The sequence below is a fragment of the Patescibacteria group bacterium genome, from assembly GCA_041651155.1.
Classification (GTDB): domain Bacteria; phylum Patescibacteriota; class Patescibacteriia; order CAIXNZ01; family CAIXNZ01; genus JAPLYF01.
In genome coordinates this window covers 269,118-293,597 of record JBAZJU010000001.1, presented here as the reverse complement: position 1 = coordinate 293,597, position 24,480 = coordinate 269,118, and the positions used below count along the sequence as shown (strand labels likewise).

Here is a 24,480-nt window from a genome sequence, read left to right as displayed (position 1 = left end):
AAGTATTTATTTTTTAAGTTCAGGGAAAAGAGAATCAAGTTCTTCTTTTGGCACTGAATTAATATCTGCGGCCTTAGCTGGCAAAGGCACCTGGATATTAAATTCATTAACAGTGCCTTTGGACATATTGGAATTAGCCTGAATATTTAAACCAGCTATTCCGTTATTCACCATAAAAAAAGTGCGAGACAAATCCAAAAACATAAAAGCCACGGGCAATGTTACAATTACAAGCAAGATAAGCAGCTTTAAAAATAAGACTGCCTGGGAATCTTGAGGCTTAATTGGTTTTTTATTATCTAAATTGTTTGACATATTTTTTTATTGAGATAATTAAAGCGACTTTTTAGGATTATAAAAATCCCCTATTTATAGTATAGAGGATTTTTAACCTTTTTAAAAGCATCTTAACTAATTTTATCAATAGGCACATCAACAATTGAATCAGGATCATCGGCCAGCCTGACATTTACTGTTTGTTTTAAAATATGCCAATCTACCACTTCACCCTTGCCTCGCGGGGTTTTAACTTTACTGCCAATGGCTGGAAATTTGGCTGATAATTCTTTATACAAATCATTTTCATAACGCAGGCAGCATTTTAAACGGCCACAGATGCCTGATAATCTTTCTGCCCCGCGATGAGAAACTTGCTGCAATTGCGCCTGGTCAGCGCTCACATTGCCTAAAACTTTGAGGTGCGTTTTGCAGCACTGATCAATCCCGCAAGCGCCGATATCGCCGTCAATTTTGGCCTCATCTCTAACCCCGAGCTGCTGAAGGCGAATATTTTTTTGAAATTGCCTGGTTAAATCTTTGACCAAAGGCCGGAAATCAACGCGGCCATTAGCAATAAAGGCAAAGGTAATTCTCTTATCATCAAAAGAATAATGGATGTCAATCAGCTTCATTGCCAGCTGGTTTTTGATTATCATTTTTTTGCAGATATCCATCGTCTCTTCTTTGCTCTTTTCATATTTTTCCAGACTTTCCAAATCAGCTAAGGTGGCTTTTCTGCTTATCGGGGTAACTGACTGAGTTGCTGTTTTATCATCCATTTCTTTAATTTCAATAATTTTTCCTATTTCAACTGCTGTGTCAGTTTCCACAATTACATAATCGCCAATTTTTAAATCCAATTCGTTTAATAAAAATTGGCCTGGCGTTTCCCATAAATTAAATTGGACTTCAGCTATCTTCATAAATATAATGCGAATTTAACGAATAAATCACGAATCTGCATATGATAAAAACCTGGAACCGCTGATTATTATCATGGATATTTACAAATATCAGTGTCAATCTGTGAACAAAATCAGTGTTTTAAATTTGTTTGCGGCAAAAACCGCCGACTTTGATCTTTTCACCTAAACTGGCAATTTTTTCATTTATCAAATCCTCAATGGTAATATCTTCATTTTTAATAAAAGATTGCTTGAGCAGGCAGACATCTTCATGCCATTTATTTATTTTGCCTTCAATTATCTTATCCAGCATTTTTTCAGACTTGCCTTCAAGTATTAATTGCTCTTTATAAAGATCTTTTTCTTTGTTCAATATTTCTTCTGGCACATCTTCAGGCGCAACATATAACGGGCTTTGAGCGGCAATCTGCAGGGCCAGGTCATGGGCTAAATTTTTAAATTCCTGGTTTTGGGCGACAAAATCTGTTTCACATTTTAATTCCACCAAAGCTCCAACTCTGCCATTAGCATGGATATAAGCATAAATAATGCCTTCACTCGCCTCTTTAGCCTCTCTTTTACTGGCGATTTTTGCGCCTTTTTTTCTTAAGATAGCAATGGCTTTGTCTATATCTCCTTCAGCTTCAATCAAAGCTTCCCGGCAATCAACCACGCCAGCACCAGTCTGATTTCTTAATTTTGTAATTAATTCCAAATCAATTTTCATATTTTTTAAAATTAATATTTAGTTTTTATTTTTTCTCTGGTTCTGCGACTTTGCCCTTGGCATCAATCACGCAATCAGCAATATAAGTCATAACCAATTCAATGGTTTTGGTCGCATCATCATTGATCGGAATAACGCAAGCAATGTCTTCAGGATTGGTATTGGTATCGCAAATGCCGATAATTGGCACGTGTTTTACTTTTGACTCTTTAACCGCTGTTTTCTCAGTTTTTACATCCCAGATAAAAATTACATCAGGGATTTTTTCAATATCTTTGACACCATAAACCATTGACTCAAGCTTGGCGATTTCTTTTTCAAAATTAATCTGTTCTTTTTTAGTGTATTTGCTTAATTCACCGCTATCTCTTTTTTTAACCAGATCTTTATATTTTTTGGTCAATTTAATGACCACTGGGAAATTAGTTAAAAAGCCGCCGATCCAGCGCTGGCTGATATATGGCATGCCGCATCTTTTTGCTTCACGCTCTAAAATCGGCTGAACTTGTCTTTTTGTGCCCAAAAATAAAATAGTCCCATTATTAGAAACTACCTTTTTAATAAAATCCTGGGCTTCTTGCAATTTTTGAGCTGTTTTTTCTAGATCAATAATATGAACGCCGTTGCGAACGCCAAAAATATAAGGTTCCATTTTTGGGTGCCAGCGAGATGATTGATGGCCAAAATGCGCGCCTGCCTTTAAAAGCTCCAAAATATCAGGGATTTTTGTCATAGTTTTTCCTTTCTAACCTCCATCCGGCTTCACCCGATTAGGGCAAGGAAAAATACCAGATGTGGGAGATTAAATGAGTAATTAAAATTAAATAAAACTTGATTTGAATCTTATCACAGAAACAAAATTGATGCAAGGCTTAAGCAGTTTATTCCCACAAATTTTAGCCTCAATCATCTTGCCTACTGCGGAAGATGAGATACATAGGTAACACTTCTAGATTGCCTAAAATAGGCAAAAAGGGCAAAATGAAGGGTTAAATACCTAATCTCATCAACTATGCTAGCACCACATGTTAAAAAAATAGCTCCATATTATCTTGTTCCCGAAATAAAGCTTTTAAATAAATTTGAAAGATGGCGTAAGGTAGCCAAGATACTTAAGGTCTCAAAAGAGGCAAAGCAGCGTCTTGATTGGATAATTTACAGCTATGACCATAGCCCCGCGGAAACCAGCCGCCATTTTGACATCGCCCCTAAAACATTCTACAAATGGTTTAAGGAATTTGATGAAGACAACCTTTACAGCCTATACAAGCTGGCAGACAGATCCCGAGCGCCTAAGCATGTTCGGCACAGAGAAATTACGCCTTTAGAAGAAAGCAGGATTATTGCCTTACGCAAAGATCGTATCAGGTACGGCAAGGAAAAAATTGCTAGGATTTACGAGAGTGAATTCGGGGTCAAAATCAGCGCCTGGAAAGTCCAGTATACAATCAAAAAGTACCGCTTGTATTACAATCACTCCAAAACGGATAAAACCAGCAAAAAACGGGCTCAAACGAAGAAAATGGGGAGGAAGAAAAGAACAATCGAACTAGTGGGCAAGCTGCCGAGTTACAAGAAAAAAGCGGGGTATATCATTTGCCTTGATACGATTACAATTTACCGGCTGAAATTAAAGCGTTATGTTTTTACAGCGATAGATAAATATGGTAAATTTGCTTATGCCAGATCCTATCATACCAAGACTTCAAAAAATGGAGAGGATTTTCTTTACAGGTTCAATTATTTGCTGGATGGACAGATTCCCCGAGTCGGCCATGATAACGGAACTGAATTTAAAAAGTACTTTCAACAGGCTTGCCTGAAGCTTGGCATCAAGCAGTACTTCAGCAGAATCAGAACCCCAAAGGACAACCCCGACTGTGAAAGGTTTAACCAGACGTTGGAAACTGAATTTCTGGACATGGGTAACTTTAATCCCGATGTTAAGCAATTCAACAAGGCCTTGACCGAATGGCTTATTGAATACAATTTCCGCAGGCCTCATTATTCCTTAAATTACCAAACACCCCTTCAATATTCTAAAGTGTTACCTATGTACTCATCTTGTACACCTACTTGCCAAATATTATTTTTTATGATAAGTTTAATATATTCAAAAATTAATCACCATTATGAAAAAAGAAATCCATCCGAAATACTATGACAAAGCCAAGGTAATTTGCGCCTGCGGCAATGAATTTATAGTGGGCTCAACTGCGCCTGAAATACAAGTTGAACTTTGTTCAGCTTGCCATCCATTTTATACCGGCAAACAAAAGCTGGTTGACACTGCCGGCCGCGTTGATAGATTCAAACAAAGAGTGGCAAAAAAAGCTGAATTAGCCATTGCCAGAAAAGGCAAAAAGGTTAAAAAAGCTGCCCAGTCTGCGAAAAAAGCCAAGAAAACAAAAAAATAACTACTACCCCTACCTTCGTTTTTACGCGAAGGAGGTTATTGTTATAAAACATAACCCCCGACTAAATGGGGGTTTTGTGTTATAATAAAACCACGGATTTTTTATCACCTGCCTCGCTTGCCTTGATCCCTTTATTTTCTTAATAATCCGAATTAATAGCGAGCAAGGCGGGCTGATTTCACAGATACCAACGAGAATTATTTATCAGTGTTAATCTGTGAAATTAATCCGTGTTTCAGATATTCCACATCCTATGAACAACCCTGAATATCAAAAAATCCTAGACAAATACAACCAACTCCAAAAGCAGCTCCAGGATCCTGCTATTATTAATAATGCGGCAGAATATAAAAAAATCAGCCGTGAATTTGCAGATTATAATGACGTATACAAAAAAATCATTAGATTGCAAAAAATTGATCAGGGCATTGATGAGGCCAATGAATCATTGAAAATAAAAGAGTTAAAAGAACTGGCTGAATCAGAGCTGTCCAAGCTTATTCCTGAAAAAGCAAAAATTGAAAATGAAATCAAATTATTTCTCAAGCCCAAAGATCCGCATGATAAAAAAGATGTGATTTTAGAAATAAGAGCTGGCGCAGGCGGAGATGAAGCAGCTTTATTTGCCGCTGAACTTTTTCGCATGTATTCCCGTTATGCGGAAAGCAAAAGCTGGAGCGTGCAAATGCTTTCGTCCAATCAAATTGGAATCGGCGGCCTGAAAGAAGTCATTGCTGAAATCAAAGGGCATGATGTTTACGGAGACATGAAATATGAAAGCGGCGTTCATAGAGTCCAAAGAGTGCCGGCAACTGAAAAAAGCGGCCGTGTCCATACCTCAACTGCTTCAGTCGCAGTTTTGCCGATTATTGAAGAGGTGGACTTTAAAATTGACCCGAAAGATTTAAGAATTGATACTTTTTGCTCAGGCGGCCACGGCGGGCAAAGTGTTAACACCACATATTCAGCTGTTAGAATCGTGCATAATCCTTCTGGCATCGTAGTTTCCTGCCAGGATGAAAGATCTCAATTGCAAAACAGAGAAAAAGCCATGGAAATTCTGCGTTCACGCCTCTTTGCCTATGAAGAAGAAAAAAAGATGAAAGAACTCAGAGCCAAAAGAAAAATCCAAATCGGCACTGCCATGCGCGCGGAAAAAATCAGGACCTATAATTTTCCTCAGGACAGAATTACGGATCATCGCATCAAAGAAAGCTGGCACAATATGCCGAAAATTTTGGATGGAGATCTTGCGCCAATAATTAATGCCCTCAAAGAAGCTGATGAATAAATTGGTGATTGTAAGATAATAGTAAGACATAGTAATACAATTGTTTTACAATGTCCTACAACTGTATTACTACAATCTTACAACCGTTTTACAATCGTTATATGCAAATCAAACAAATTATCAAAATTTATTCAGCACACTTAAAAGCGAAATCAAGCAGCCCAATTTTAGATATTGAACTTCTTTTAACAAAAGTTTTGACCAAACCCAAAGAATATCTTTTTGAATACCCAGAAAAAAAATTAACAAATTCTCAATTTAACCAATTTAAAAAATTGTTTAGACGCCGTTTCAAAGGCGAGCCAATCGCCTATATTCTCGGGCATAAGGAATTCTACGGCCTTGACTTTAAAGTTAATAGAAACGTCCTCATCCCCCGCCCAGAAACAGAAATCTTGGTTGAAGAAATAATTAAATACCACAAATCAGCAATCCGTAATCAGCAATCCGTAATCGGAATTATTGAAATAGGAGTCGGTTCAGGCGCAATTATCATTGCCTTAGCTAAAAACATCCAAAACACTAAATTTCTTGCCACAGACATTTCAGCCAAAGCTTTAAATATCGCCAAACAAAATGCCAAAGACAATAAAGCAAAAATTAAGTTTCTCAAGGGCAATCTTCTCCAACCACTTAACAAAATTCAGAATTCGGCTTTCGTCATTCAGAATTCCATCATCACAGCCAACCTCCCCTACCTTGATAAAAAAGAAGAGAACCTTCTCCCCTCCTCAGATACAATTGGCTTAAAATTTGAGCCCAAACTAGCTTATGACGGCGGATCTGACGGCTTAAAATATTTTCGTCAGCTCTTTGCCCAGGTGCAAAAATATAATTTAAAACCAAAAGCGATTTTTCTGGAAATCGGACACAAACAAGGACAAAGAATTAAAAATCTGGCTAAGCAAGCCTTGCCAAAATACAAAGTTCAAATCATAAAAGATCTTTGCGGCCATGATCGCGCAGTAATAATTTCAAAATTTTAAAAGACCCCATTTGCTGAGGCCTTTTTTTGCTTTCAGAGAAGCGTTATTTCCGCAGGACAACTTCGCCCTCGAAAGTCATTAACGAAAAATTTGTTTTTGGCAAAAAATACTCGTTGCGGTTTATTTGAATACCCGACCTGGCGAGGATTTGTGACATCAATCAATACGATGTCTTCTTTGCCTTTAAGGCAAATCTTTTGCCTGACTCGCACCAGGGAACCGATTTCAAATGAATCAAATTTATCGGGAATAGTGGGTTCATCCCAGCTAATCTTTACTGCCTGGTTAATCTTGGGAATCTCTGGAGGAAAATCAATCCCTGTTTTTAATAATTTAGCAGTGGGGAAAAGTTGGGGTGGCGTTGTTCCTATTTCATATTGATGACCGCAATTGACCGGATACCATTTTTTGCCCTCCAGGACAAACCATCCTCCCTCAATTACCAGATTATCCCCGTAAACGCCATTGACCAGGGCTTGCACCCAATAAATTTTTTTTGAGTCAGGTTTGGTGATTTTAAAATTTACAATCTCACCGGGTTTTTTTAGCTCAGTTATTGACATCTCAGTTTCCTCCTTTTTAAAGTACTCGGCATTAAATCCTAAGCACATCTTAACTATTTTAAATTATTAAGTCAACACAATTCAATTGCTTTTATTGAGAATAAAAATAACGGCCCAAAATATAAATTTAAAGTCATAAAGGATTTTTGCGGACATGATCGGGCTCTTGCCATTACAAAATAAAACTTAAAATTTCTTCCTATTTTAAAAAACCTTTTCGCTTCCTTAAGCCCAAAAGGTTTTTAAAATTTAATTCCAGTGGATTCGCCCAATTTGTTTATGGGCAAAACCCTTAAATAAACGATCGCTTCAAAGTCAGAGTAAAGAGTTTTTGCCACCTCTTCAAATTGCTCAAAGAGCCGGCTTAGTTCAAATTTTTGATCGCCGGTTTTTTTATCAATTGAACAGGTAAACAATTCCGGTATTTGGACAAATAGATGCGCGCTTAGTGCAAATTGTCTTTCCTGGCTTATGCTAATTCTGATATTAGTTACTTCAGCCACTTTAATGCCCTTGAAATTCTCTTCAAATTCTGCTTTTACGTGCTGAAATAATCTGGCCAAGGGCTGGATATAACTATCTATCTTTGTTTCCATTGGTGGCGCAATAGTAATGCCGGATTGCACATCGGATTTTACTCTGATATGCGCTGATACTTTAAATTTTCTTTCCTCCAAGAAAATCACCTCCTTGTTTTTTAAATTTATTTTACTAAAATTTAGCACAACACAAACTAAATGTCAATCTTGATCTAAATAAAAAATTCCCGGATTTTAGGAATTTTAAAACTACCAAATTTCATATCTCATATCTCATAATTCATAATTCTGACTTCGTAATTCAGCATCAATATCTTAAGAAATCTTCGTTGGGAATTACTTCTACCCAAGTCGTGCCGCCATTTAATTCAATTTCTTTGCCATTATTATCGTAATATTTTATGATTGATTTTATATCATCTTTCTTCCATTGGCCGGCAGTAGTTTCGCCGTCTCTAAAAATCCAGGCTTTGCCTTCGCCAGTGGTGGTGATTTTTTTTCGGCCCACCTCATCAAGCACGATCATATCATTGACCTGGACAATTACATTTTTGGCTTTAATCCATTCCCCATCGCTCATTTTATGGATATCGCCATTTTGATAACGGATATAATTATTTTCCTCGCGATTATACTGCCATCTTACTTTGTAATATTGCTGGGCATAATTAATAGCAATGTCATTAACCTGCTCCGGCCGTTTTTCTAATTCTAAATCTTTTTTATAGGGCCACGTCTGATAATCAGTTGGCGCAGTTAATTCTTTATCTGCCAATGCCTGTTTAATCAATTCCGAAGAAGTATAAACATTGTGCGGAGCATAGCGCCATTTATCCCGCCAAAAGTTTTGGGCATTCCAAAATTGATTCAAATCAGTAAGAGCACAATTGCCGCTTTTTATTTTAGCCAAAGCATCGGGAGATCCGCCGACATGGAGATAAAGTGGTTCATAAGGATCTATCCAGTCTAAATAATATGGCCTGGCAGAACGCACTGGCCCGATTTTTTTTATTTCCTCAGAATTCGCATAGAGCGCCACAAAACGCGGAATAGACCCTTCGGTAATGGCTTCAAATACTAAATTTGCTTTATCCAATCCGCTGGCTGGCCATGAATCAGCGGCATTCTCAACCATGATGGCCACTGGATATAAATTTGCCTCAGCTTCTGATTTTACTTCCTGGCCGTCAATTTTACGGCGAATTATCTCCGGTTCAATATTTTGCCTCAAAACTAAATTCGGACTGCTGATCATTTTGTAGTTTAAAATCCTGACTAATTCGCAGCCGCTGAGCCCGAGAATGCTCAGAGCCAAAATAAGATAAAAAAGTTTTTTCATATTATTTTAACTAACTGTAATTTTAAAATTTTATATATTTTAAATATACCCCAGCCAGTGGAGTATATTTAAGCAAAAAATTATTTTTTTTCATTACTGCCGCCCTTGGCATCAGATTTCTCCCCAACCGCCCCCTCTTTAGCTTCTTCACCTTCCTTTTCCTTTTTCACCACTTCTATTTCAGCAATGGGTTTCGCTTCAACCACAGCCTCTTCCTTGACCTCGGCGACCAAAGCGACAACTTCATCGGGTGAAGCAAGTATCTTAATTTGATTTGGGACTTCCAGATCTTTAATATGAACTGCGGAATTCAAGGTTTTTAAAGACGATAAGTCAACTTTTAACTCACCTAAAAGTTCCAGATCTTTAGGCAAACATTCAATTTCAATTTCATCCAAATTTTTAACCAGCACGCCGCCCAATTCTTTGACTGCCGGCGCTTCGCCGACAAACTCCAATTTAACTCTTGTTTTTAATTTTTCATCTTCACTGATCTGATAAAAATCAGCATGAATTATTTCATCATTTTCCGGATCTCTTTGTAAATCATGAACCAAAATTTTAACTGGTTTTTTCTCATCAATCTGCAAATCTACCAAATTACTCTCGCCGCTTTGGCCATATACTTTCAAAAATTCGTTTCGCTTGACTGTAAGGTTTTGATTTTTTATGTTGTGCCCGAATAAAACAGCTGGAATTAAGCCTTTAATCCTTAGACTTTTAACTTTTTTACCTATTAATTCTCTGGCTTGGGCTTTAATTGAAAAATTTGTCATAATGTTTAATTAATTTTTACATTCAATAATTTCTGCCAAAAGGCAATTTATTTAATCATCTTAAAATATTTTTATAAATTTGTCAACAACCACAAGCTAATTGAAAGAATTTATTGGCGGACAACAATTGATTCTGCCAACCCGATTAAAAGCAAATTAGCTATTAAGGAACTGCCGCCATAACTCATAAAGGGCAAGGTAATGCCGGTTAAAGGCAAAATACCCAAGTTGCCGCCGACATTAACAATAGTCTGGATAAAAAAAAGTGAAATTATAGAGACTATTATGTACATGGCAAAATTATCCCTGCAATTTTTGGCAATTTTAATTAAGCGTAAAAACAAAAAAGCTAATAAGCCTAAAAACAGGATCACGCCAGCCAAGCCCAATTCTTCCGCTAAGACTGCGAAAATAAAATCAGTCTGGCTTTCAGGCAAAAATTTTAGCTGGCTTTGGGAGCCAAAAGCCAGGCCTTTGCCCCATAACTGCCCGGAGCCGACAGCAATTATTGCCTGGCTCACATTATAGCCCCGACCTAGAGGATCAAGACTGGGATCAATAAAAACTTTTATCCTTTCTTTTTGATAACCCTGAAAAACAAAAAACCATAGCACTACGCTGCTGATCAGGAATAAACCAATTAAAATCAGGAGATGGCTTTTTTTTATGCCAGTCAGCAAAATCAAAACTAGCCATAAACAAAAAATAATCAAGGCAGAGCCAAAATCAGGCTGCAGGGCAATCAGCACCATAACTAAAATCACGCCCAAACTGCTTAACACAAGATATTTAAATTGGCTGATGTATTTGGCCTTATCACTGAGATATTTGCTTAAATAAATAATCATGAAAATTTTAACAAATTCAACAGGCTGGAAAGCAAAAATTCCCAAATTAAACCAGCCGGTCGTACCTCTGATAGTCCTGCCAAAAATTAAAACAGCCAAAAGCAAAACAACGCCCAACCCATAGATTAAAAAATTATATTTTATCAAAATTCTATAATCAAAAAAAATAGCCGCAAAAAAAAGCAAAAAAATGCCTAAAATAAAAAAAGCTACTTGTTTTTTAAAATTAATTAAGCTCTGATCCGTGCCGCTGCCAGTGGCGACGCTGTAAATAATGACCAGGCCCAAGATGGTTAAAAGACAAATAGTGATTAAAAGCAGCCAATCAAATTTTTGGAAAATTACATTTATTCTATTCAATTTCATAAAATCAAAGACCCCTGCTTAATATTTCAAAAATATAGACTCATCAAAAATATTCGCTTCTGGGATAACTTCCACCTTGTCAATTTTGGGCAAACGCTGGAAAAAATTAATATCCAAATTTCTAGAGGCGCCGCTAGCAAGCGTACTGCTCGGAAATTGAGTAAGGGCAGCCGGCTGACCGCCAGAGCTCAAGGTGATTAATAAATTTATATTTTTGTAATTATAGGCGCTTAAATTTTCAATCGTCAAACTAACGCGGCTGACCGGGACTTTCTCTCCCAAGCCAAGTTCCTGGGCAGGAATAAATTTCACATCCTTAATATTAAATTTAAATTTTTCCTGATACAGCTGGGCAAAATCAATTTCCTTTTGCCAGATTACATTGGAAATAACCGCTTCAGAAGCTAAATTTCCGTCCACGACCGACAGATTAACAATTTTCTTTGTTTCCCCCGGATAAATAAATTCTTTTCTAACAGGAGTTAATTCAGCGCCTATTTTAAACTGATAATCAAAAGTCGCGTACCATTTGTCGTTAGCATTGCTGATTTCCGCTACAATATCATAACCGACAGTATTTTGCAACGTAGTAATACTCTCAACTTTGATTTCAGGCGGCAAATTAAACTGGCGCAAGATGGCATAGTCAGGATTGGCCGAAACTAAATCGTTCAGAATAGCCTGATAGCTTTTTTGAAAAATAGCCAGATTAAAAATCGCTAAAAAAAGAAAATACGCAATTAAACCAAAATTTATAACTAACAAAATAATAGTTATAATAGTTTTTAACAAAAGCTTGTGGGTCACATACCAATAAGAAAACCCCAGCTGCTTTTCATATATTTTATCCTCTGGAATCATAGTACATCCTAATTTTAAATTTTGAATTTTTGTATTTAGATTTATTTTATCTTTTGAATTTTGTCTTTTGTATTTATCAATTACATTATACCATTTTAACTTTACTTAGTAAAAATCAAACTTGAGCCATACTCTAATCTATGATATAATTATCTTAGAAAGCGATGCCAAATCCGTCGCTTATTTGCTTATAACAATTTTAAATTTACCATCCCTTCTTACCCCTTTTACCCTTTTTACTCTTCTTACTCTTTTTACATTAACCTCATTATCCTATGTCCCCAAAAGCTCCAAAATTAACAGCAAAAAGCAAAGCTTCCAGTGAATATACAGCCAAACAAATTACTGTTTTAGAAGGCCTTGAACCGGTGCGAAAAAGGCCCGGAATGTACATCGGCAATACTGCCGAAGCTGGCTTGCATCATCTTGTCTGGGAAGTTGTTGATAATGCCATTGATGAAGCAATGGCAGGCTTTTGTAATTTAATAATTATCACTCTGGCTGCCGACGGCACTGTTTCTGTTGAGGATAATGGCCGCGGCATCCCGGTTGAAATCCATCCCCAAACAAAAGTCTCGGCCTTAGAAACAGTTTTAACAAAACTTCATGCCGGCGGCAAATTCGGCGAAGGCGGCTATAAAGTTTCCGGCGGTTTGCACGGTGTCGGCGTGTCAGTTGTTAATGCCCTGTCAGAATATATGCGCGCGGAAGTTAAAAGAGACGGCAAACTTTGGGTTCAAGAATACAAGCGCGGCAAGCCGCTTTCCAAAGTAAAGCCGACCAAGCCAGCTCGCGGCACTGGCACAACCATTATTTTCCAGCCAGATCCCCAAATTTTTACAACCTTGGAATTCAAGCTTAAAATAATTCTCAACCATTTGCGCCAGCAGGCTTATTTAACAAAGGGCGTAAAAATTGTTGTCTTGGACGACAGGGATAAAAAAAACAAAATCAGCTATACTTTTTATTTTGAAGGCGGCATTGCTTCTTATGTAAAATATTTAAACCACACTAAAGAGCCGAAGCATGATAATGTTTTTTATGTCCAAAAAGAAATTGAAGGTGTGATGGTAGAAATCGCCCTGCAGTATACAACTGAATTTAATGAAAACACTTTAACTTTTGCCAATAACATCTATACCCTGGAAGGCGGCATGCATTTGGCTGGATTTAAAACTGCTTTAACCAGAACACTAAATAATTACGCCCGCAGTAAAAATATCCTCAAAGAAAAGGATGAAAACTTAACTGGCGACGATACTCTGGAAGGTTTAACATCTGTAATCAGCGTTAAATTAAAAAATCCGCAATTTGAAGGCCAGACTAAAGCCAAGCTTGGCAATGCGGAAGTAAAATCAATCGTGGACACAGTTATGAGCGAAAATTTTGGTATCTACCTGGAAGAACACCCGCGCGATGCTGAAAGCATAATTGGCAAATGTTTGCTGGCAGCTAAAGCGCGTTTAGCAGCCAAAACTGCCCGCGACACAATTTTACGAAAAGGCGCCTTAGAAGGATTTACCTTGCCTGGCAAATTATCTGATTGTTCATCAAAAGATCCGGCTGCATCTGAACTATATATCGTAGAGGGCGATTCTGCCGGTGGTTCAGCAAAACAAGGAAGAAGCAGAGAATTTCAGGCTATCCTCCCCTTGCGCGGCAAAATTTTAAATGTGGAAAGGGCCAGAATTGATAAAATGCTGGCTAACAATGAATTAAAATCCTTAATCATTGCGCTTGGCACAAACATTGGCGAACAATTTAACATAGAAGATTTGCGCTATGGCAAAATCATTATCATGACTGATGCTGATGTTGATGGTTCGCATATCAGAACCTTGCTTTTAACTTTATTCTATCGCTATTTTCCCCAATTAATTACCAACGGCCACATTTTTATTGCCAAACCGCCTCTTTATCGTTTAGCTAAAGGCAAAGAAATCAGATATGTTTATAGTGATGAAGAAAAAGAAAAAATCATTGCTGAACTGACTAAACTAAAAGAAAAACCGGAAAAAAATAAAAAAGAAAAGGAAGAAATTACAGAAGTTGTTGAAGTTGAGGGAGAGGAAACAGAAGTGGTTTCAAAAGGCGGACAAAAAATTGTGATCCAAAGATACAAAGGCTTGGGTGAAATGAACCCAGAACAGCTATGGAATACAACCATGGATCCAGAACATCGCGTGATGAAAAAAGTTAATATACTTGATGCTGCCAAAGCTGATGAAGTCTTTGAAATCCTTATGGGAGACGAAGTTGAAAACCGCAAAAAATTCATTGAGGTTCATGCGAAGAATGTAAAAAATCTGGATATTTAAAATTATTTTTATACCCTGCTTTAGCAGGTAAATTTTAAAAGCAGACATTTGTGTCTGCTTTTTTGTAACTCTGACATAATTAAAAGAGCCCTGAACTTCGTTGAGTTCAGGGCTTTGCGGCTAATTGATTATTTTGGGGGTAAATAGCATATTTCAGTTGCCTGAAAATTAGGGCCATCATCCTTAAGCTGTTGCTTAAGTTCCTGCATTGTCATTTTCCAGGACTGATTCCATGTCTTCCCATCAATAACCCTCATTTCAGATTTCCCGCTAAACATGTCGCGCAGATTTTGAATCTCAAAAGTATGTTTTTGAGGGTTATAGTTTTGAACAATTCCCTCAACACAATGTTCAAAGACAATTTCCGTTCGGCCATTGATGAGTTCAATTTTGTAGCTAGGGTTATAGAATTTGATACCATAACGGGTATCGCCGACAATGTTAGATTTATATGGATGTGCTAACATGTATGTTTTCAACCGTTCAAAAAATTGTCCCCTTAGAAGTTTAGGGAGTTTTACTAAAGATCCAAAATCTCCAAATTTTGGACCATTAAAGAATGACCTAATGATCTCACATTTTTCATCGAATATGAAATGAGCTGTACACCAATTAGGATCAATCCCACATAGATGCCGGTAGAGAGCTCTCCAAACATTTTTAGGAAAATTTGGTTGAAGATGCTCACTCGCTAAACCATTATCACTCCACATAATTTTACCTCCTCATTGGCATTCTAGCCAATTGTTAAGGGTTGCTGTTTGGGAAACCACTTCTTTGTTCCATTTTTTCACAGCACCCAAGGAGGTTTGAAAATGAATAACCCCACCAGAGGCCCGAGGGCTGATCTGGTGGGGTGCAAATAATCAATAATAACGGCATTCAATGCGATGATCATTCGAAAGGCGGTCAGGATTACCCGGTAATTCATCCTTCCATGGAAATGAATTGACCGGATTGAATTCGTAACTAAAACCGTCCATGAATCGCCAATCATCGTCATTGCCGGTAAAATTGTCGAGCATGTCAAGCATGCCATATTCAGAATAACAAGGACCGTAAGCATACCCGCAGAGAGCATGCCCATTGAACGAAAGACGGAAATATTCCAGAGGTACCAAGGGAACAAAAACTAGATCAGGTAATTCGTGATAACCCCGTCTGAATCTAAGCTGTACATATGCACTCGGAGATTGCTCATAGATGCTGCCTGTTAGGGCTTGCTGAATGCCAGGTTGCTCCCAGGGACTTTCACGTTTCTGAAACAGAGATTTAATTCTCCATTTCCAAGATCTCAGTTTGTCAATAGATTTTCTCCAGAGGCTACGATTAGAAAGCTCAAGAAGATATTCCTCATATTCGGCATCAGACTCTTCCTGCCATTCGGTCTTAAGACCGAGGTGAGGAAGTATCCTGGTTTTATAGTCATCCAAATCATATTGCATGATTTTGCTGACCAGCCAGCTATCCCGCTTACAGATCGGGAAAGTCATATGTTCAAGTTCATACAAATATTCAGCCTGGAAAGGATTCCAGCGTTTTGACGTTAGTTCATCAAGACGCTGATAAATTTCCGAATAAGGCCGAAGCAGAAGCCGAAAGACTTCATCGAACTCGGCATCGCTAAGGCAAAGAATATCACTATCCGGCTTAAATCGCTCGTTATAGTTTTTAATCCAAGCCTGGCGAGGCGTGAGTTCTCTCTCTGCCTGATATTCAGCAACTTCCGTGGACGTGAAAGGATAAGATAAGCTACCCCAGAGTTCCCAAATAGCTCGATGGTATTTTTTATCATCTCCCTTGCTCTCATCCCACATTTGGTGCAGAAGTTTTCTAAGCGCATTGATTTCCGCGTCATCTGCTTGCGCTAAATCTGCAGGATTTAAATTTAGTAAAGCTGTATCTGTATAAATCATTTAGCACCTCCCTATTTTTTCAATTTACTTTTTAACACCAGCAAATCTGATGTTACCTTCAAAACCTACAAGTATTTACAAGCTTTGAATGAACAGGGTGACTTTTTGTCACCCTGGAAGAATCTACGTTCTCCCACTTAATTTATCCCTGATCCCATTTGGGACAATTGTCAGACATTAAAGTCTAAACAATTGGTTTCGGTCTTTTAGACCCAGGGTGCTCTCTGGTCATCACACAGAACCGCAGAAAACGTGTGGCATCACATTAACCGCAGTAAAGGTAAAGATCTCCGCAATGCGGAAACAGAGCTTCGCGCAGTCTGATGTGGGACTTCCATTTGGAAGTGAAGACTAACCCCATGGTTAATCTTCAATCTGCGCGTCCTCGCTAGCGGTCTCGGAAAGCGGACCGTTATCCCCAACGAACTCAAGCTCCATTTGCTCAATGGCCTGGATTTGGCTTGCGCCGCCTGCCAGATCATTGGCAATGTAACCGAGCACGCTGTCGTTCCATCCGTAGGTGAAACGAATACCTTCCTCGCCCTGCGGTGCAACCGCGTCTCGATACGGGGCAATGGTTACCAGATATGCCTTGCAATGAGGGTTAACCTGCTTGCGGTACTCGTGCCACAAGTCAAGGAAACTCCCACGACAGGGATATCCGCCGCCATACGCCCATTCCTCCTGATCAGTGATGCCAATAAAGACATCAACGGAAATCCGTCGATCAAGTAGGAACTGTATCGGCGCGCCAACCGCAGTGCCACCGCCACACCAATGGCTGATCTTATCAGTAGTCGTGAGTATTTCATCACGGCCAGAAAGACCATGGTTGATGTGGATCTCGGTGTCGAAAGGTAAAGGAATAACCCGGCCTTCTGCCTTGCGCAGTAATGCACCGGTAAAGATACCTGCGATATCAATGAAACGAGTCGAGCTCTTTTCAGAGACCTGACTGCCCATTGAACCACTAGTATCAGTACCGATCGCAATCTGGCAAGAACCCAGCGATGGCATGTTAACAAAGGAAAGCTCCAAAGCCTGTCGCAGTGCATCTGCGATCAGGCTGTCTGGATTTTCCATCGCCACATACTGCTGCCAGGCCTGGAAGTACCGGAACGGCAACACTTTCGAACGCTCGACAGCTCTGGCGTCAGTCAGCCGCTGCACAGCGTACTCTACCTCTGCCTCGCTTAAAAAAACCTGATGGCGCGTGAACGTCACCAAATTTCTCAGCAAGTTAAAGTAGGGCGCGTTATGAAGCAGAGCTGACCAGATTGCAGGCGTGGTCGCTTTAACCGCAGGAATGACTACTTCAAAAGGCAGCTTACCCTCGCGCACGAGGTTCAGCGTCTCTTCTTCAGTAGTCGCCCGCTTCAAAGTTTCCAGCATGCGAATCTGGGGATTAAGACCAGAGTTTGCACTCAAAGCCCGCTTCCCTGAAACCAAGTAGCCGAAACGCTCGGAGAGAGCTTCGTTTTGCGGTTTGGGGTGAGCTAAGCGAAGTATATCTCTGAGTGTAATCTCACGAGAAACGGCCGAACCGTATTTCATCGTGTGATACTCTGAAAGATTTCCCAGCCAGTTCGCCACCGCATCACGAGTCATCCCGCCCAAGCCCTTTCGCCCAGGTATAACGCCTGATTTGCAGAGCAGTACAAATGCCCTCAAATCATCCGGCGTTTTTACTACCTGATTAAAAGTGGCCTGGAAGTATTGCTTGGCCTTTCTCTCTCCGGAGAGCATCGCTAGCCCCAGGACCGGCATTGACTTGAGTAGTCCCTCATTCCTGGCATAGGCAACGGCCTTAGCCAAAAATTCCGGACACTCTTGCCTTGCCTGCAACAAAACCTCTATGGCTTCCCTGCCGAGTTGCTCGGTCGAGGCATAAAAGGTGTTGCTTAAGGTCCCAGTGGTGAGGATCTGCACAACCTGCTCTTTTATACTCCGATAGAAACTCGGAGCCCCTTCCCTATTGGGATGAGTTTGAGAGCCCTGGTTGGCAGCCTTTACTGACTTAATCAATCTCGCAATATTCTTCATCTGGGACCTCCTTTTGTCCTAAGTTATTAGTTGGTTGAAAATTGTAATGTACCTTGCACACTAGCTTAGTTAATGTGTTTTTTAAATCCTACAATCCTTTATTCTGCTATGTAGCGCGAAGGATTACATAGCAACAAAAATTATAGAGTTTAAGAAAAGGGCGTAAAAGCCCTTTGATATTTTAAAATTTGGAACAGCCAACACTCTGGCAACAGATCTCTGTTATTAATCTTTTATTGGAGTAACCTCAATTCGCAGCCCAAGTCTTTTGCCGGGAAATCACCGCGAGCATGATCGCTCTTAGCAAAAGAGTGAAGGCAAAAAGAAATTAAGGTTTCCCTTGCGGGATAAAGAGCTGCAAGAAATCCAGAGTATTGCTGTTCCTCCAAGTAAAAACAGTTTAGTCATCTCTTGCTATAACGACTAACTGTTTTTACTTGCGTTTAGTGCTTGCCAAATGAACTGAGAAAGCCCAGCTTCATTGTTTTTGAAGTAACCTCGTTATGCAGTCCTCCGATTGATCACGGGTTTTATCCCTTAAGCAAATAATCATTGCTGAAATCGCAGATAAGTCGTCGGAGATTTCCCTCTCCCAATCAGCTGCTTTTTCAAGCGACTGAGATTCCTGGCTTATCTTTGATTTATCCTTTTTACAGGACTTATTTGCTCTGATCAATAATCTAAGGACAATAATTAACAAGGTGACCCAGGATTCGGGAGTAGGAAATACTCCCAGTTCATTTTGGCAAGCCGCAGGAAAAATTTTCCTACCAGCATTTTTCACTGCGTCCATTCTGGAGCCTTAATTCTATAAAGCTGCAAAAGCACGCAGTGAAATTATTTTTTTAAAGAGCGGCGATAAGCATGGGACTCTTTGTTTTAACAAAGAGGATAGTGCAAATAAGACCAGATTGATCCCCAATTCTTGGGGCTTTCGGGATCAATGCTGCAAAATCTTATTTGTACTATTCCCTCTGCTAACTTTTTTTCCAGAAACTTTTTTTAGTTAATATAGCATCTTAGCATAAGTAAAAAAATTTGTCAAGCCCCCTTATACCAAATTTCAAAATAATGCTAAAAAGGCTCATAAAATAAAGGTTATTTGTATTAAATTAAAGTCAATTTATACTAGATTGTACATTTGAAAAAAAATTTTAGAAAAGAAAAAATGGCTTCCGGATTTTTCGCATTTGCGAAATTTCCGAAAGCCATTTTGCTCGTTGAGTACTTGATTCTCTATCCACCCCATTAATTCTTTATCTACTGGCTTGCTTCTGATAAGCCTGATGGGATATGGACTGAATCATCGCATATAAGTCAGCCTAGGCCAAACCATTTTTTCTTTAATTATAACGGCCCAGACGACAGAGTCTGCTTCTTTTTTTCAAGTACGCTTCTCCTTATTGTCATGTTTTGCTTCTTGATTTTGCCAAAGGACAATCCTTTAATTTTGTCAGCTAGTGGTTTACTTTTTATACTAACTAAATCTGTTCATGTTCTCAGCCCTTTAGGCATCTTTGAGATATTTCATCCTGCTCCCATGATTATTTCACCTCCTTGCCCAAAAGTATCTCCCCTCCGACAATCAATCTGGTATTCTACCATAAATTAAAAAAAATGTCAATAGCTATTGACATTTTCAGGATTCTACGCAAAAAAAATTATTTTCTATTATATTTTTCCCAAATCATATTAAAAACTGTTTTCATCGTATTGGCAATATCTGTATTCTCAATTACAACCCCCATTATTGCTCCTTTATACGTGTAAAAAGCAATATTATCGTCATAGATATCAATCCCGCAATCAAAAGGAAAATCTTTCTGGTCAATAAAAGTTGCCTCGCGTAAATTTTGCGGATCTTTAGCTTTATAAATATGTCCATTTTTACTGGTATATAAAAGCTTCCCTTTAATTCCTTTCTTGACTCGGGGACTGGCCATAAATTCTTTATGTTCATCCGCTGGGAATAAATCAAAAAGCCGATCAGCTGGCATGAAACTGTAAATAATTTTGGTCTTGCTTTTTAAAATACTCTCTATGACTGCTTTTAAGCCTTCTTTACCTTCAAAAACCCTGACTTTAGGCTTTTCCCCTTTTATATTGGCAAGCAACTCTAATTGCGGAATCAATTTAAAAATTTCCCTTTCTTTTTCTTCAATTTCTCTTTTTTGCAGACGTATCAGGCTCAAAAGATGCTCTGGCGACTCAGCAGTATAAAAAGTTTTCTTTCCTTTGGCAGTAGAACTCATTAAGCCCTTTTTCGTTAAACTATCAATAATCACGTAAGCAGTCGGTCTAACAATGTCTGACAACTTTGCCAAAGTCGGCGCTGTTTCCGGACCGCGCTGCAAAGAAGTCAAATATAATTTAGCCTCTTTGTCTGATAGGCCTATTTTTTTTAATTCCTGGTAATTTATCATAAAAATTTATATGGCCAATGGCCAATGGCTTATTGGCTTATTGGCTTACAAATATTATACCACATTTTTGAGAGTTCTAGGAATCCAATTCCCAATTGGGAATTAGATTCCGTCTCCACAAGATTTTTAATCCTTACCAGCCTGCGCCATTCTCTTTGCAGTCAGCGCATTTAAATAAATTTTTCTAATACGCACATTTTTTGGCGTAACCTCAACCAATTCATCATCGCCAATATATTCAAGCGCGTCTTCCAAGTCCATTATTTTTGGAGTATTAAAATGGTCAGCCGAACCATCACCTTTAGAACGCATATTTGATAATTGTTTGGTTTTACAAACATTTACCCTAATATCTCCAGGCCTGGAATTTTGGCCAACCACTTCGCCTTCATAAACCGGAACAGCCGGTCCGTAAAATAAAACACCGCGGTCTTGAACATTAAGCAAACCGTATAAATTAGTCACACCGCTTTCGTGGGCAACCAATGAGCCCTGCTCTTTTTCTTTCCAATTATTTGGATCAGGCAGATATTGATAAAAAGTTGTATTAATAATTCCCATGCCATGAGAGTCTGTTAAAAATTCACTGCGATAACCAAATAAACCGCGAGTCGGTACGATAAATTCTAAATAAACAATACCTTCAATAGTTTTCATGTCCTTTAATTCGCCTTTGCGAGAGCCTAATTTCTGCATGACTGAACCATAATAAGCCTCAGGCACTTCAATAAATACCCGCTCATAGGGTGTTAATTTTTTACCATCAATTTCTTTATTGATTACCTGCGGACGTGAAACCTGGAATTCATAGCCTTCACGCCTCATGCGTTCAATCACAATTGCTAAATGTAATTCACCGCGGCCAGAAATTACCCAATCCCCTTTTAAACCGTCTTCAACGCGCAAAGCCATGTCAGTTTCTAATTCTTTATATAAACGTTCTTTAATCTGCCTGGAAGTACTGTATTTGCCTTCTTTGCCGGCAAATGGCGAATCATTAACCATAATGCCCATTTTAATTGTCGGCTCATCAATATTTAAAAGCGGTAAGGCTTTGGGATTTTCTGTGTCAGCAATGGTTTCACCGATATTAATATCATCAATTCCGGCAATGGCTGCAATATCGCCTGCTTGAACTTCTGCTGTTTCAATTCTGCCCAAACCCTTAAAAGTCATAAGCGAAACCAAACGATATTTAGCCATCTGGCCCAGTCTATTGATATGCATTACGTCCTGGCCTGCTTTAATCTTGCCATTATGCACCCGGCCGATTGCAATTCGGCCTTTAAAATTATCACCAGTGATATTTGTAACTAACATTTGTAAAGGTAAGTCAGAATCGCCTAAAAACGCCGGGATATGTTTTAAAATTGCTTCAAAAACCGGACTAATATCTGTCATTTTATTTAAGTCTTTGTCTAAGCCTGCTTTGCCTTGTTTGGCTGCAGCGTAAATAACAGGAAAATTTAAAGCCTGATCATCAGCTCCCAGTTCAATAAACAATTCAAAAGTTTTATCCAAAACAAAATCAGGCCGAGCATCTGGCTTATCAATTTTATTGATTACGACAATAATTTTTAAGCCCATTTCCAAAGCTTTTTTCAAAACAAATCTTGTTTGCGGCATTGGCCCTTCTTTGGCGTCAACCAAAAGCAGACAGCCGTCAGCCATATTTAAAACGCGCTCCACTTCCCCGCCAAAATCAGCATGGCCAGGAGTATCAATAATATTTATTTTCACATCCTGCCAAATAACTGAGGCGTTTTTTGAGAAAATTGTAATACCGCGTTCTTTTTCCAATTCGTTGCTGTCCATGATTAGTTCTGTATCAACCACATCTTTATTCAAATTGGTTTTTGATTGGCGCAGCAAAGCATCCACCAGCGTTGTTTTGCCGTGGTCCACATGGGCGATGATTGCGACATTTCTAATATTAATCATAAAATAGTGCCTAAGAATTTAAAAAATAAAAAAATCCGCTGACTTCAGCTGGATAAATTTATCATTTATGCTCTTAATTATATACCAATTTTATGTTTCTGTCAACTGCAATTTGGATATTTTATCAAAAAAGTAACAATTAACGCAAAAAATAGCCCAAAATACGCTAAAGCAATAAACACCTATTTACTAATAATATCTATAATCTGCAAATGTTTAATGATTTCCGGTGAAAAATCCTTACTAGCCTCTTTGTGCGTCTGATGTCCGATATATTCACAAATACGTCTGACTAAAGCTCGCAGGAGCAACTGATTAAAATCCTTAAAATCTTTGCCTAGATTCAGAATTGATTTATCTGCATTTTCAAAAACGAGTGCATCAATCATCATTATGGCAATAGCAAAATCAGCAGGCCTGAAATAAGGACTAAAATCAATTACTGCCGGAGGTAATTTTTTATCAAATAAGACATTGCCAATACCCATGTCACCGTGTATAAGTTGGTTAGGTAATTCATTTTTTCTAAGTAACTTAAAAATTTTCAGTAAAGGATTATTGGTCAATGCAAAATCAGGAAGCGGTAATTCCCCCCAAGCGATTTTGTCAGCCACAGACCACACCGTGTTTCTCTGATCAAAAAAATCAGGTTTAGGTATGCCAATTAAAGCTTTATGGAAAACTTTACTAACATCAATCACCCCAGAATAATTGCCAGGGATATGTTCGCCTGATAAAAACGTGTTTGCTGTCCAGCCTTCAAAAACCCAGGAATTATCATTTGCACGAATTGGCTTAGGTACTCTAAATTCATTACTAATTAGACTGTTATTAATTTCAGCCAGCCATGAAGCTTCCTGCACATCTTTTGTAGGCTTTAAAACGACATTATCAACAAGGAAAGAATTACCTTGTCCGCCACTTAAGAGAATGGGGTCTCCAGTAAGATTAAAAGCATGCAATACTTTTTGGGGAGGAAAATTTATATTTTGGTTGCGGTCTTCAAATTTATTTTCCATAGATAGAATTAAAATTTATATCTTAATTATATATTAAAATCAAACCTTTTCAAGTAAAAAGCGATCCCGCACTGGGAGACCGCTTTTAAATTCTAAATTATTTTATTGGGGAGTATTATCAGTAATTATCTGGTCAAGTTTAGACCAATTGACTTTTTCATGGATGCCCAGATAAATTATTTTTCTTTCTTTGAATTCAGTGTCACTGGCCGGGCCCCAAATAAAAACGAATGGGAAAACCTTACCCACATTTTTTTCCAGTATCGTTACTACATCATCTGGAAAGCCAAGATCGGAAAAGAGAATTTCACTTCCATAGGAAAAATTAATCCTGTGCAAAAGTGAGACAAGCTCTTCTGATGTCGCAAATGAACCGCGCTGAAAGCCGCCATGTTCATAAGCAACCCTGGCCAGAACGGAAGCTACGAAATCAAATGATTCTGTTTCATTTGATCTCAATAAAAGTGTGAACGTAATCTTCTTTTCTTCTGCGAGTTTTGAGTTAAAAAAAAGTACGGTCAGTATTTTCTGAAGATCGGCTGAGCAAGTTGGACAGACCTTAGCATCTGTATCCAGAAGATACTGCATTACGAATTCAGTCTGGGGAGGCAATATTTTCTCTCCGTTTTTACTCTTTTCATACGCTTCTTTGTCTATTTGAATCAGAGCATCCATGGCTTGAAGTTTCACCATTCCTAAAAAGTCAACGTAACTTTCGGATGGCGATATTGTGGGAAAATCCTGTTTACCCTTTGAACGAACTTCATTTGAAGTGACAAGGGCGATAAGAATTACCAACAGCCCCAAAACAACAAATCTTGATATCATGTGCTTCATTTTCTTCCTCCTTTTGAATTTAAAAGAACCAAAGGTTCTTGTCTTTAGTTTACATAAATCCCATAATTTGTCAAATAAAAAGCTTC

At 38.5% G+C, this 24,480-nt stretch carries 23 protein-coding genes; 5 read left to right on the top strand and 18 right to left on the bottom strand.

The window, feature by feature from the left end; genetic code table 11:
* Positions 1 to 6 precede the first annotated feature (6 nt).
* From WC460_01585 to rpsB, 4 genes are all read right to left on the bottom strand, one after another.
* Complete coding sequence (locus WC460_01585) at positions 7 to 315, bottom strand: hypothetical protein (protein MFA5188034.1); 309 nt, start codon at positions 313 to 315, stop codon at positions 7 to 9.
* A gap of 92 nt (positions 316 to 407) precedes the next feature.
* Positions 408 to 1,202, bottom strand: a complete 795-nt coding sequence (ricT, locus tag WC460_01580) for a regulatory iron-sulfur-containing complex subunit RicT (protein ID MFA5188033.1) — start codon at positions 1,200 to 1,202, stop codon at positions 408 to 410.
* 121 nt (positions 1,203 to 1,323) lie between these two features.
* Positions 1,324 to 1,911, bottom strand: a complete 588-nt coding sequence (locus WC460_01575) for a translation elongation factor Ts (protein MFA5188032.1) — start codon at positions 1,909 to 1,911, stop codon at positions 1,324 to 1,326.
* A gap of 25 nt (positions 1,912 to 1,936) precedes the next feature.
* On the bottom strand, positions 1,937 to 2,644 hold the full coding sequence (rpsB, locus tag WC460_01570) for a 30S ribosomal protein S2 (protein MFA5188031.1): 708 nt from the start codon (positions 2,642 to 2,644) through the stop codon (positions 1,937 to 1,939).
* A 279-nt stretch (positions 2,645 to 2,923) separates the two neighbouring features.
* On the opposite strand from rpsB, the gene WC460_01565 reads away from it, so the two are divergent.
* From WC460_01565 to prmC, 4 genes are all read left to right on the top strand, one after another.
* The gene (locus tag WC460_01565) at positions 2,924 to 4,075 is read left to right on the top strand and encodes an integrase core domain-containing protein (protein ID MFA5188030.1); all 1,152 of its coding nucleotides are present in this window, start codon (positions 2,924 to 2,926) and stop codon (positions 4,073 to 4,075) included.
* Entirely contained in the window at positions 4,044 to 4,328 is a 285-nt protein-coding gene (rpmE, locus tag WC460_01560) for a 50S ribosomal protein L31 (GenBank protein ID MFA5188029.1), read from the top strand. Before WC460_01565 ends, rpmE begins: the two co-directional genes overlap by 32 nt.
* A gap of 253 nt (positions 4,329 to 4,581) precedes the next feature.
* Positions 4,582 to 5,619, top strand: coding sequence for a peptide chain release factor 1 (prfA, locus tag WC460_01555; protein MFA5188028.1), 1,038 nt, complete (start codon positions 4,582 to 4,584; stop codon positions 5,617 to 5,619).
* A gap of 101 nt (positions 5,620 to 5,720) precedes the next feature.
* Positions 5,721 to 6,605: a peptide chain release factor N(5)-glutamine methyltransferase gene (prmC, locus tag WC460_01550; GenBank protein ID MFA5188027.1), complete on the top strand. Its 885-nt coding sequence runs from the start codon at positions 5,721 to 5,723 to the stop codon at positions 6,603 to 6,605.
* Between the two features lie 32 nt (positions 6,606 to 6,637).
* On the opposite strand, the gene WC460_01545 is transcribed toward prmC, so the two are convergent.
* The 6 genes from WC460_01545 to WC460_01520 form a co-directional block, all read right to left on the bottom strand.
* Positions 6,638 to 7,168 (bottom strand): hypothetical protein, encoded by a 531-nt coding sequence (locus WC460_01545; protein MFA5188026.1) that lies wholly within the window; start codon positions 7,166 to 7,168, stop codon positions 6,638 to 6,640.
* A gap of 242 nt (positions 7,169 to 7,410) precedes the next feature.
* The gene (locus WC460_01540; protein ID MFA5188025.1) at positions 7,411 to 7,893 is read right to left on the bottom strand and encodes a hypothetical protein; all 483 of its coding nucleotides are present in this window, start codon (positions 7,891 to 7,893) and stop codon (positions 7,411 to 7,413) included.
* 121 nt (positions 7,894 to 8,014) lie between these two features.
* Positions 8,015 to 9,046, bottom strand: a complete 1,032-nt coding sequence (locus tag WC460_01535; GenBank protein MFA5188024.1) for a DUF3048 domain-containing protein — start codon at positions 9,044 to 9,046, stop codon at positions 8,015 to 8,017.
* Between the two features lie 80 nt (positions 9,047 to 9,126).
* Entirely contained in the window at positions 9,127 to 9,822 is a 696-nt protein-coding gene (locus tag WC460_01530) for a 50S ribosomal protein L25 (protein ID MFA5188023.1), read from the bottom strand.
* A gap of 110 nt (positions 9,823 to 9,932) precedes the next feature.
* The gene (gene rodA, locus WC460_01525) at positions 9,933 to 11,036 is read right to left on the bottom strand and encodes a rod shape-determining protein RodA (GenBank protein MFA5188022.1); all 1,104 of its coding nucleotides are present in this window, start codon (positions 11,034 to 11,036) and stop codon (positions 9,933 to 9,935) included.
* Between the two features lie 18 nt (positions 11,037 to 11,054).
* Positions 11,055 to 11,897: a hypothetical protein gene (locus WC460_01520; GenBank protein MFA5188021.1), complete on the bottom strand. Its 843-nt coding sequence runs from the start codon at positions 11,895 to 11,897 to the stop codon at positions 11,055 to 11,057.
* Positions 11,898 to 12,172: 275 nt separating this feature from the next.
* Between WC460_01520 and gyrB the strand changes: the two genes are divergently transcribed.
* Complete coding sequence (gene gyrB / locus WC460_01515) at positions 12,173 to 14,215, top strand: DNA topoisomerase (ATP-hydrolyzing) subunit B (protein ID MFA5188020.1); 2,043 nt, start codon at positions 12,173 to 12,175, stop codon at positions 14,213 to 14,215.
* 128 nt (positions 14,216 to 14,343) lie between these two features.
* Here gyrB and WC460_01510 read toward each other — a convergent pair whose 3' ends face one another.
* From WC460_01510 to WC460_01475, 8 genes are all read right to left on the bottom strand, one after another.
* Entirely contained in the window at positions 14,344 to 14,928 is a 585-nt protein-coding gene (locus WC460_01510; GenBank protein MFA5188019.1) for a hypothetical protein, read from the bottom strand.
* A gap of 153 nt (positions 14,929 to 15,081) precedes the next feature.
* Complete coding sequence (locus WC460_01505; GenBank protein ID MFA5188018.1) at positions 15,082 to 16,131, bottom strand: hypothetical protein; 1,050 nt, start codon at positions 16,129 to 16,131, stop codon at positions 15,082 to 15,084.
* A gap of 363 nt (positions 16,132 to 16,494) precedes the next feature.
* Positions 16,495 to 18,174, bottom strand: coding sequence for a TROVE domain-containing protein (locus WC460_01500; protein MFA5188017.1), 1,680 nt, complete (start codon positions 18,172 to 18,174; stop codon positions 16,495 to 16,497).
* 478 nt (positions 18,175 to 18,652) lie between these two features.
* The gene (locus tag WC460_01495; protein MFA5188016.1) at positions 18,653 to 18,967 is read right to left on the bottom strand and encodes a hypothetical protein; all 315 of its coding nucleotides are present in this window, start codon (positions 18,965 to 18,967) and stop codon (positions 18,653 to 18,655) included.
* A gap of 868 nt (positions 18,968 to 19,835) precedes the next feature.
* Positions 19,836 to 20,597 carry a helix-turn-helix domain-containing protein gene (locus WC460_01490; protein ID MFA5188015.1) on the bottom strand — a complete coding sequence of 254 codons (762 nt, stop codon included), beginning with the start codon at positions 20,595 to 20,597 and terminating at the stop codon, positions 19,836 to 19,838.
* A 126-nt stretch (positions 20,598 to 20,723) separates the two neighbouring features.
* On the bottom strand, positions 20,724 to 22,538 hold the full coding sequence (gene typA, locus WC460_01485; GenBank protein MFA5188014.1) for a translational GTPase TypA: 1,815 nt from the start codon (positions 22,536 to 22,538) through the stop codon (positions 20,724 to 20,726).
* 182 nt (positions 22,539 to 22,720) lie between these two features.
* Complete coding sequence (locus WC460_01480; protein ID MFA5188013.1) at positions 22,721 to 23,557, bottom strand: phosphotransferase; 837 nt, start codon at positions 23,555 to 23,557, stop codon at positions 22,721 to 22,723.
* A 102-nt stretch (positions 23,558 to 23,659) separates the two neighbouring features.
* On the bottom strand, positions 23,660 to 24,394 hold the full coding sequence (locus WC460_01475; GenBank protein MFA5188012.1) for a hypothetical protein: 735 nt from the start codon (positions 24,392 to 24,394) through the stop codon (positions 23,660 to 23,662).
* Between the last annotated feature and the right edge of the window lie 86 nt (positions 24,395 to 24,480).

Coding starts and splice junctions, on each gene's coding strand:
- WC460_01585 (MFA5188034.1), bottom strand. CDS start 315: ATGTCAAACAATTTAGATAATAAAAAACCAATTAAGCCTCAAGATTCC.
- WC460_01535 (MFA5188024.1), bottom strand. CDS start 9,046: ATGAAAAAACTTTTTTATCTTATTTTGGCTCTGAGCATTCTCGGGCTC.
- WC460_01505 (MFA5188018.1), bottom strand. CDS start 16,131: ATGATTTATACAGATACAGCTTTACTAAATTTAAATCCTGCAGATTTA.
- WC460_01490 (MFA5188015.1), bottom strand. CDS start 20,597: ATGATAAATTACCAGGAATTAAAAAAAATAGGCCTATCAGACAAAGAG.
- gyrB (MFA5188020.1), top strand. CDS start 12,173: ATGTCCCCAAAAGCTCCAAAATTAACAGCAAAAAGCAAAGCTTCCAGT.
- ricT (MFA5188033.1), bottom strand. CDS start 1,202: ATGAAGATAGCTGAAGTCCAATTTAATTTATGGGAAACGCCAGGCCAA.
- WC460_01480 (MFA5188013.1), bottom strand. CDS start 23,557: ATGGAAAATAAATTTGAAGACCGCAACCAAAATATAAATTTTCCTCCC.
- prfA (MFA5188028.1), top strand. CDS start 4,582: ATGAACAACCCTGAATATCAAAAAATCCTAGACAAATACAACCAACTC.
- WC460_01500 (MFA5188017.1), bottom strand. CDS start 18,174: ATGAAGAATATTGCGAGATTGATTAAGTCAGTAAAGGCTGCCAACCAG.
- WC460_01495 (MFA5188016.1), bottom strand. CDS start 18,967: ATGGACGCAGTGAAAAATGCTGGTAGGAAAATTTTTCCTGCGGCTTGC.
- WC460_01565 (MFA5188030.1), top strand. CDS start 2,924: ATGCTAGCACCACATGTTAAAAAAATAGCTCCATATTATCTTGTTCCC.
- prmC (MFA5188027.1), top strand. CDS start 5,721: ATGCAAATCAAACAAATTATCAAAATTTATTCAGCACACTTAAAAGCG.
- WC460_01520 (MFA5188021.1), bottom strand. CDS start 11,897: ATGATTCCAGAGGATAAAATATATGAAAAGCAGCTGGGGTTTTCTTAT.
- rodA (MFA5188022.1), bottom strand. CDS start 11,036: ATGAAATTGAATAGAATAAATGTAATTTTCCAAAAATTTGATTGGCTG.
- WC460_01545 (MFA5188026.1), bottom strand. CDS start 7,168: ATGTCAATAACTGAGCTAAAAAAACCCGGTGAGATTGTAAATTTTAAA.
- rpsB (MFA5188031.1), bottom strand. CDS start 2,644: ATGACAAAAATCCCTGATATTTTGGAGCTTTTAAAGGCAGGCGCGCAT.
- WC460_01475 (MFA5188012.1), bottom strand. CDS start 24,394: ATGAAGCACATGATATCAAGATTTGTTGTTTTGGGGCTGTTGGTAATT.
- WC460_01530 (MFA5188023.1), bottom strand. CDS start 9,822: ATGACAAATTTTTCAATTAAAGCCCAAGCCAGAGAATTAATAGGTAAA.
- typA (MFA5188014.1), bottom strand. CDS start 22,538: ATGATTAATATTAGAAATGTCGCAATCATCGCCCATGTGGACCACGGC.
- WC460_01575 (MFA5188032.1), bottom strand. CDS start 1,911: ATGAAAATTGATTTGGAATTAATTACAAAATTAAGAAATCAGACTGGT.
- rpmE (MFA5188029.1), top strand. CDS start 4,044: ATGAAAAAAGAAATCCATCCGAAATACTATGACAAAGCCAAGGTAATT.
- WC460_01510 (MFA5188019.1), bottom strand. CDS start 14,928: ATGTGGAGTGATAATGGTTTAGCGAGTGAGCATCTTCAACCAAATTTT.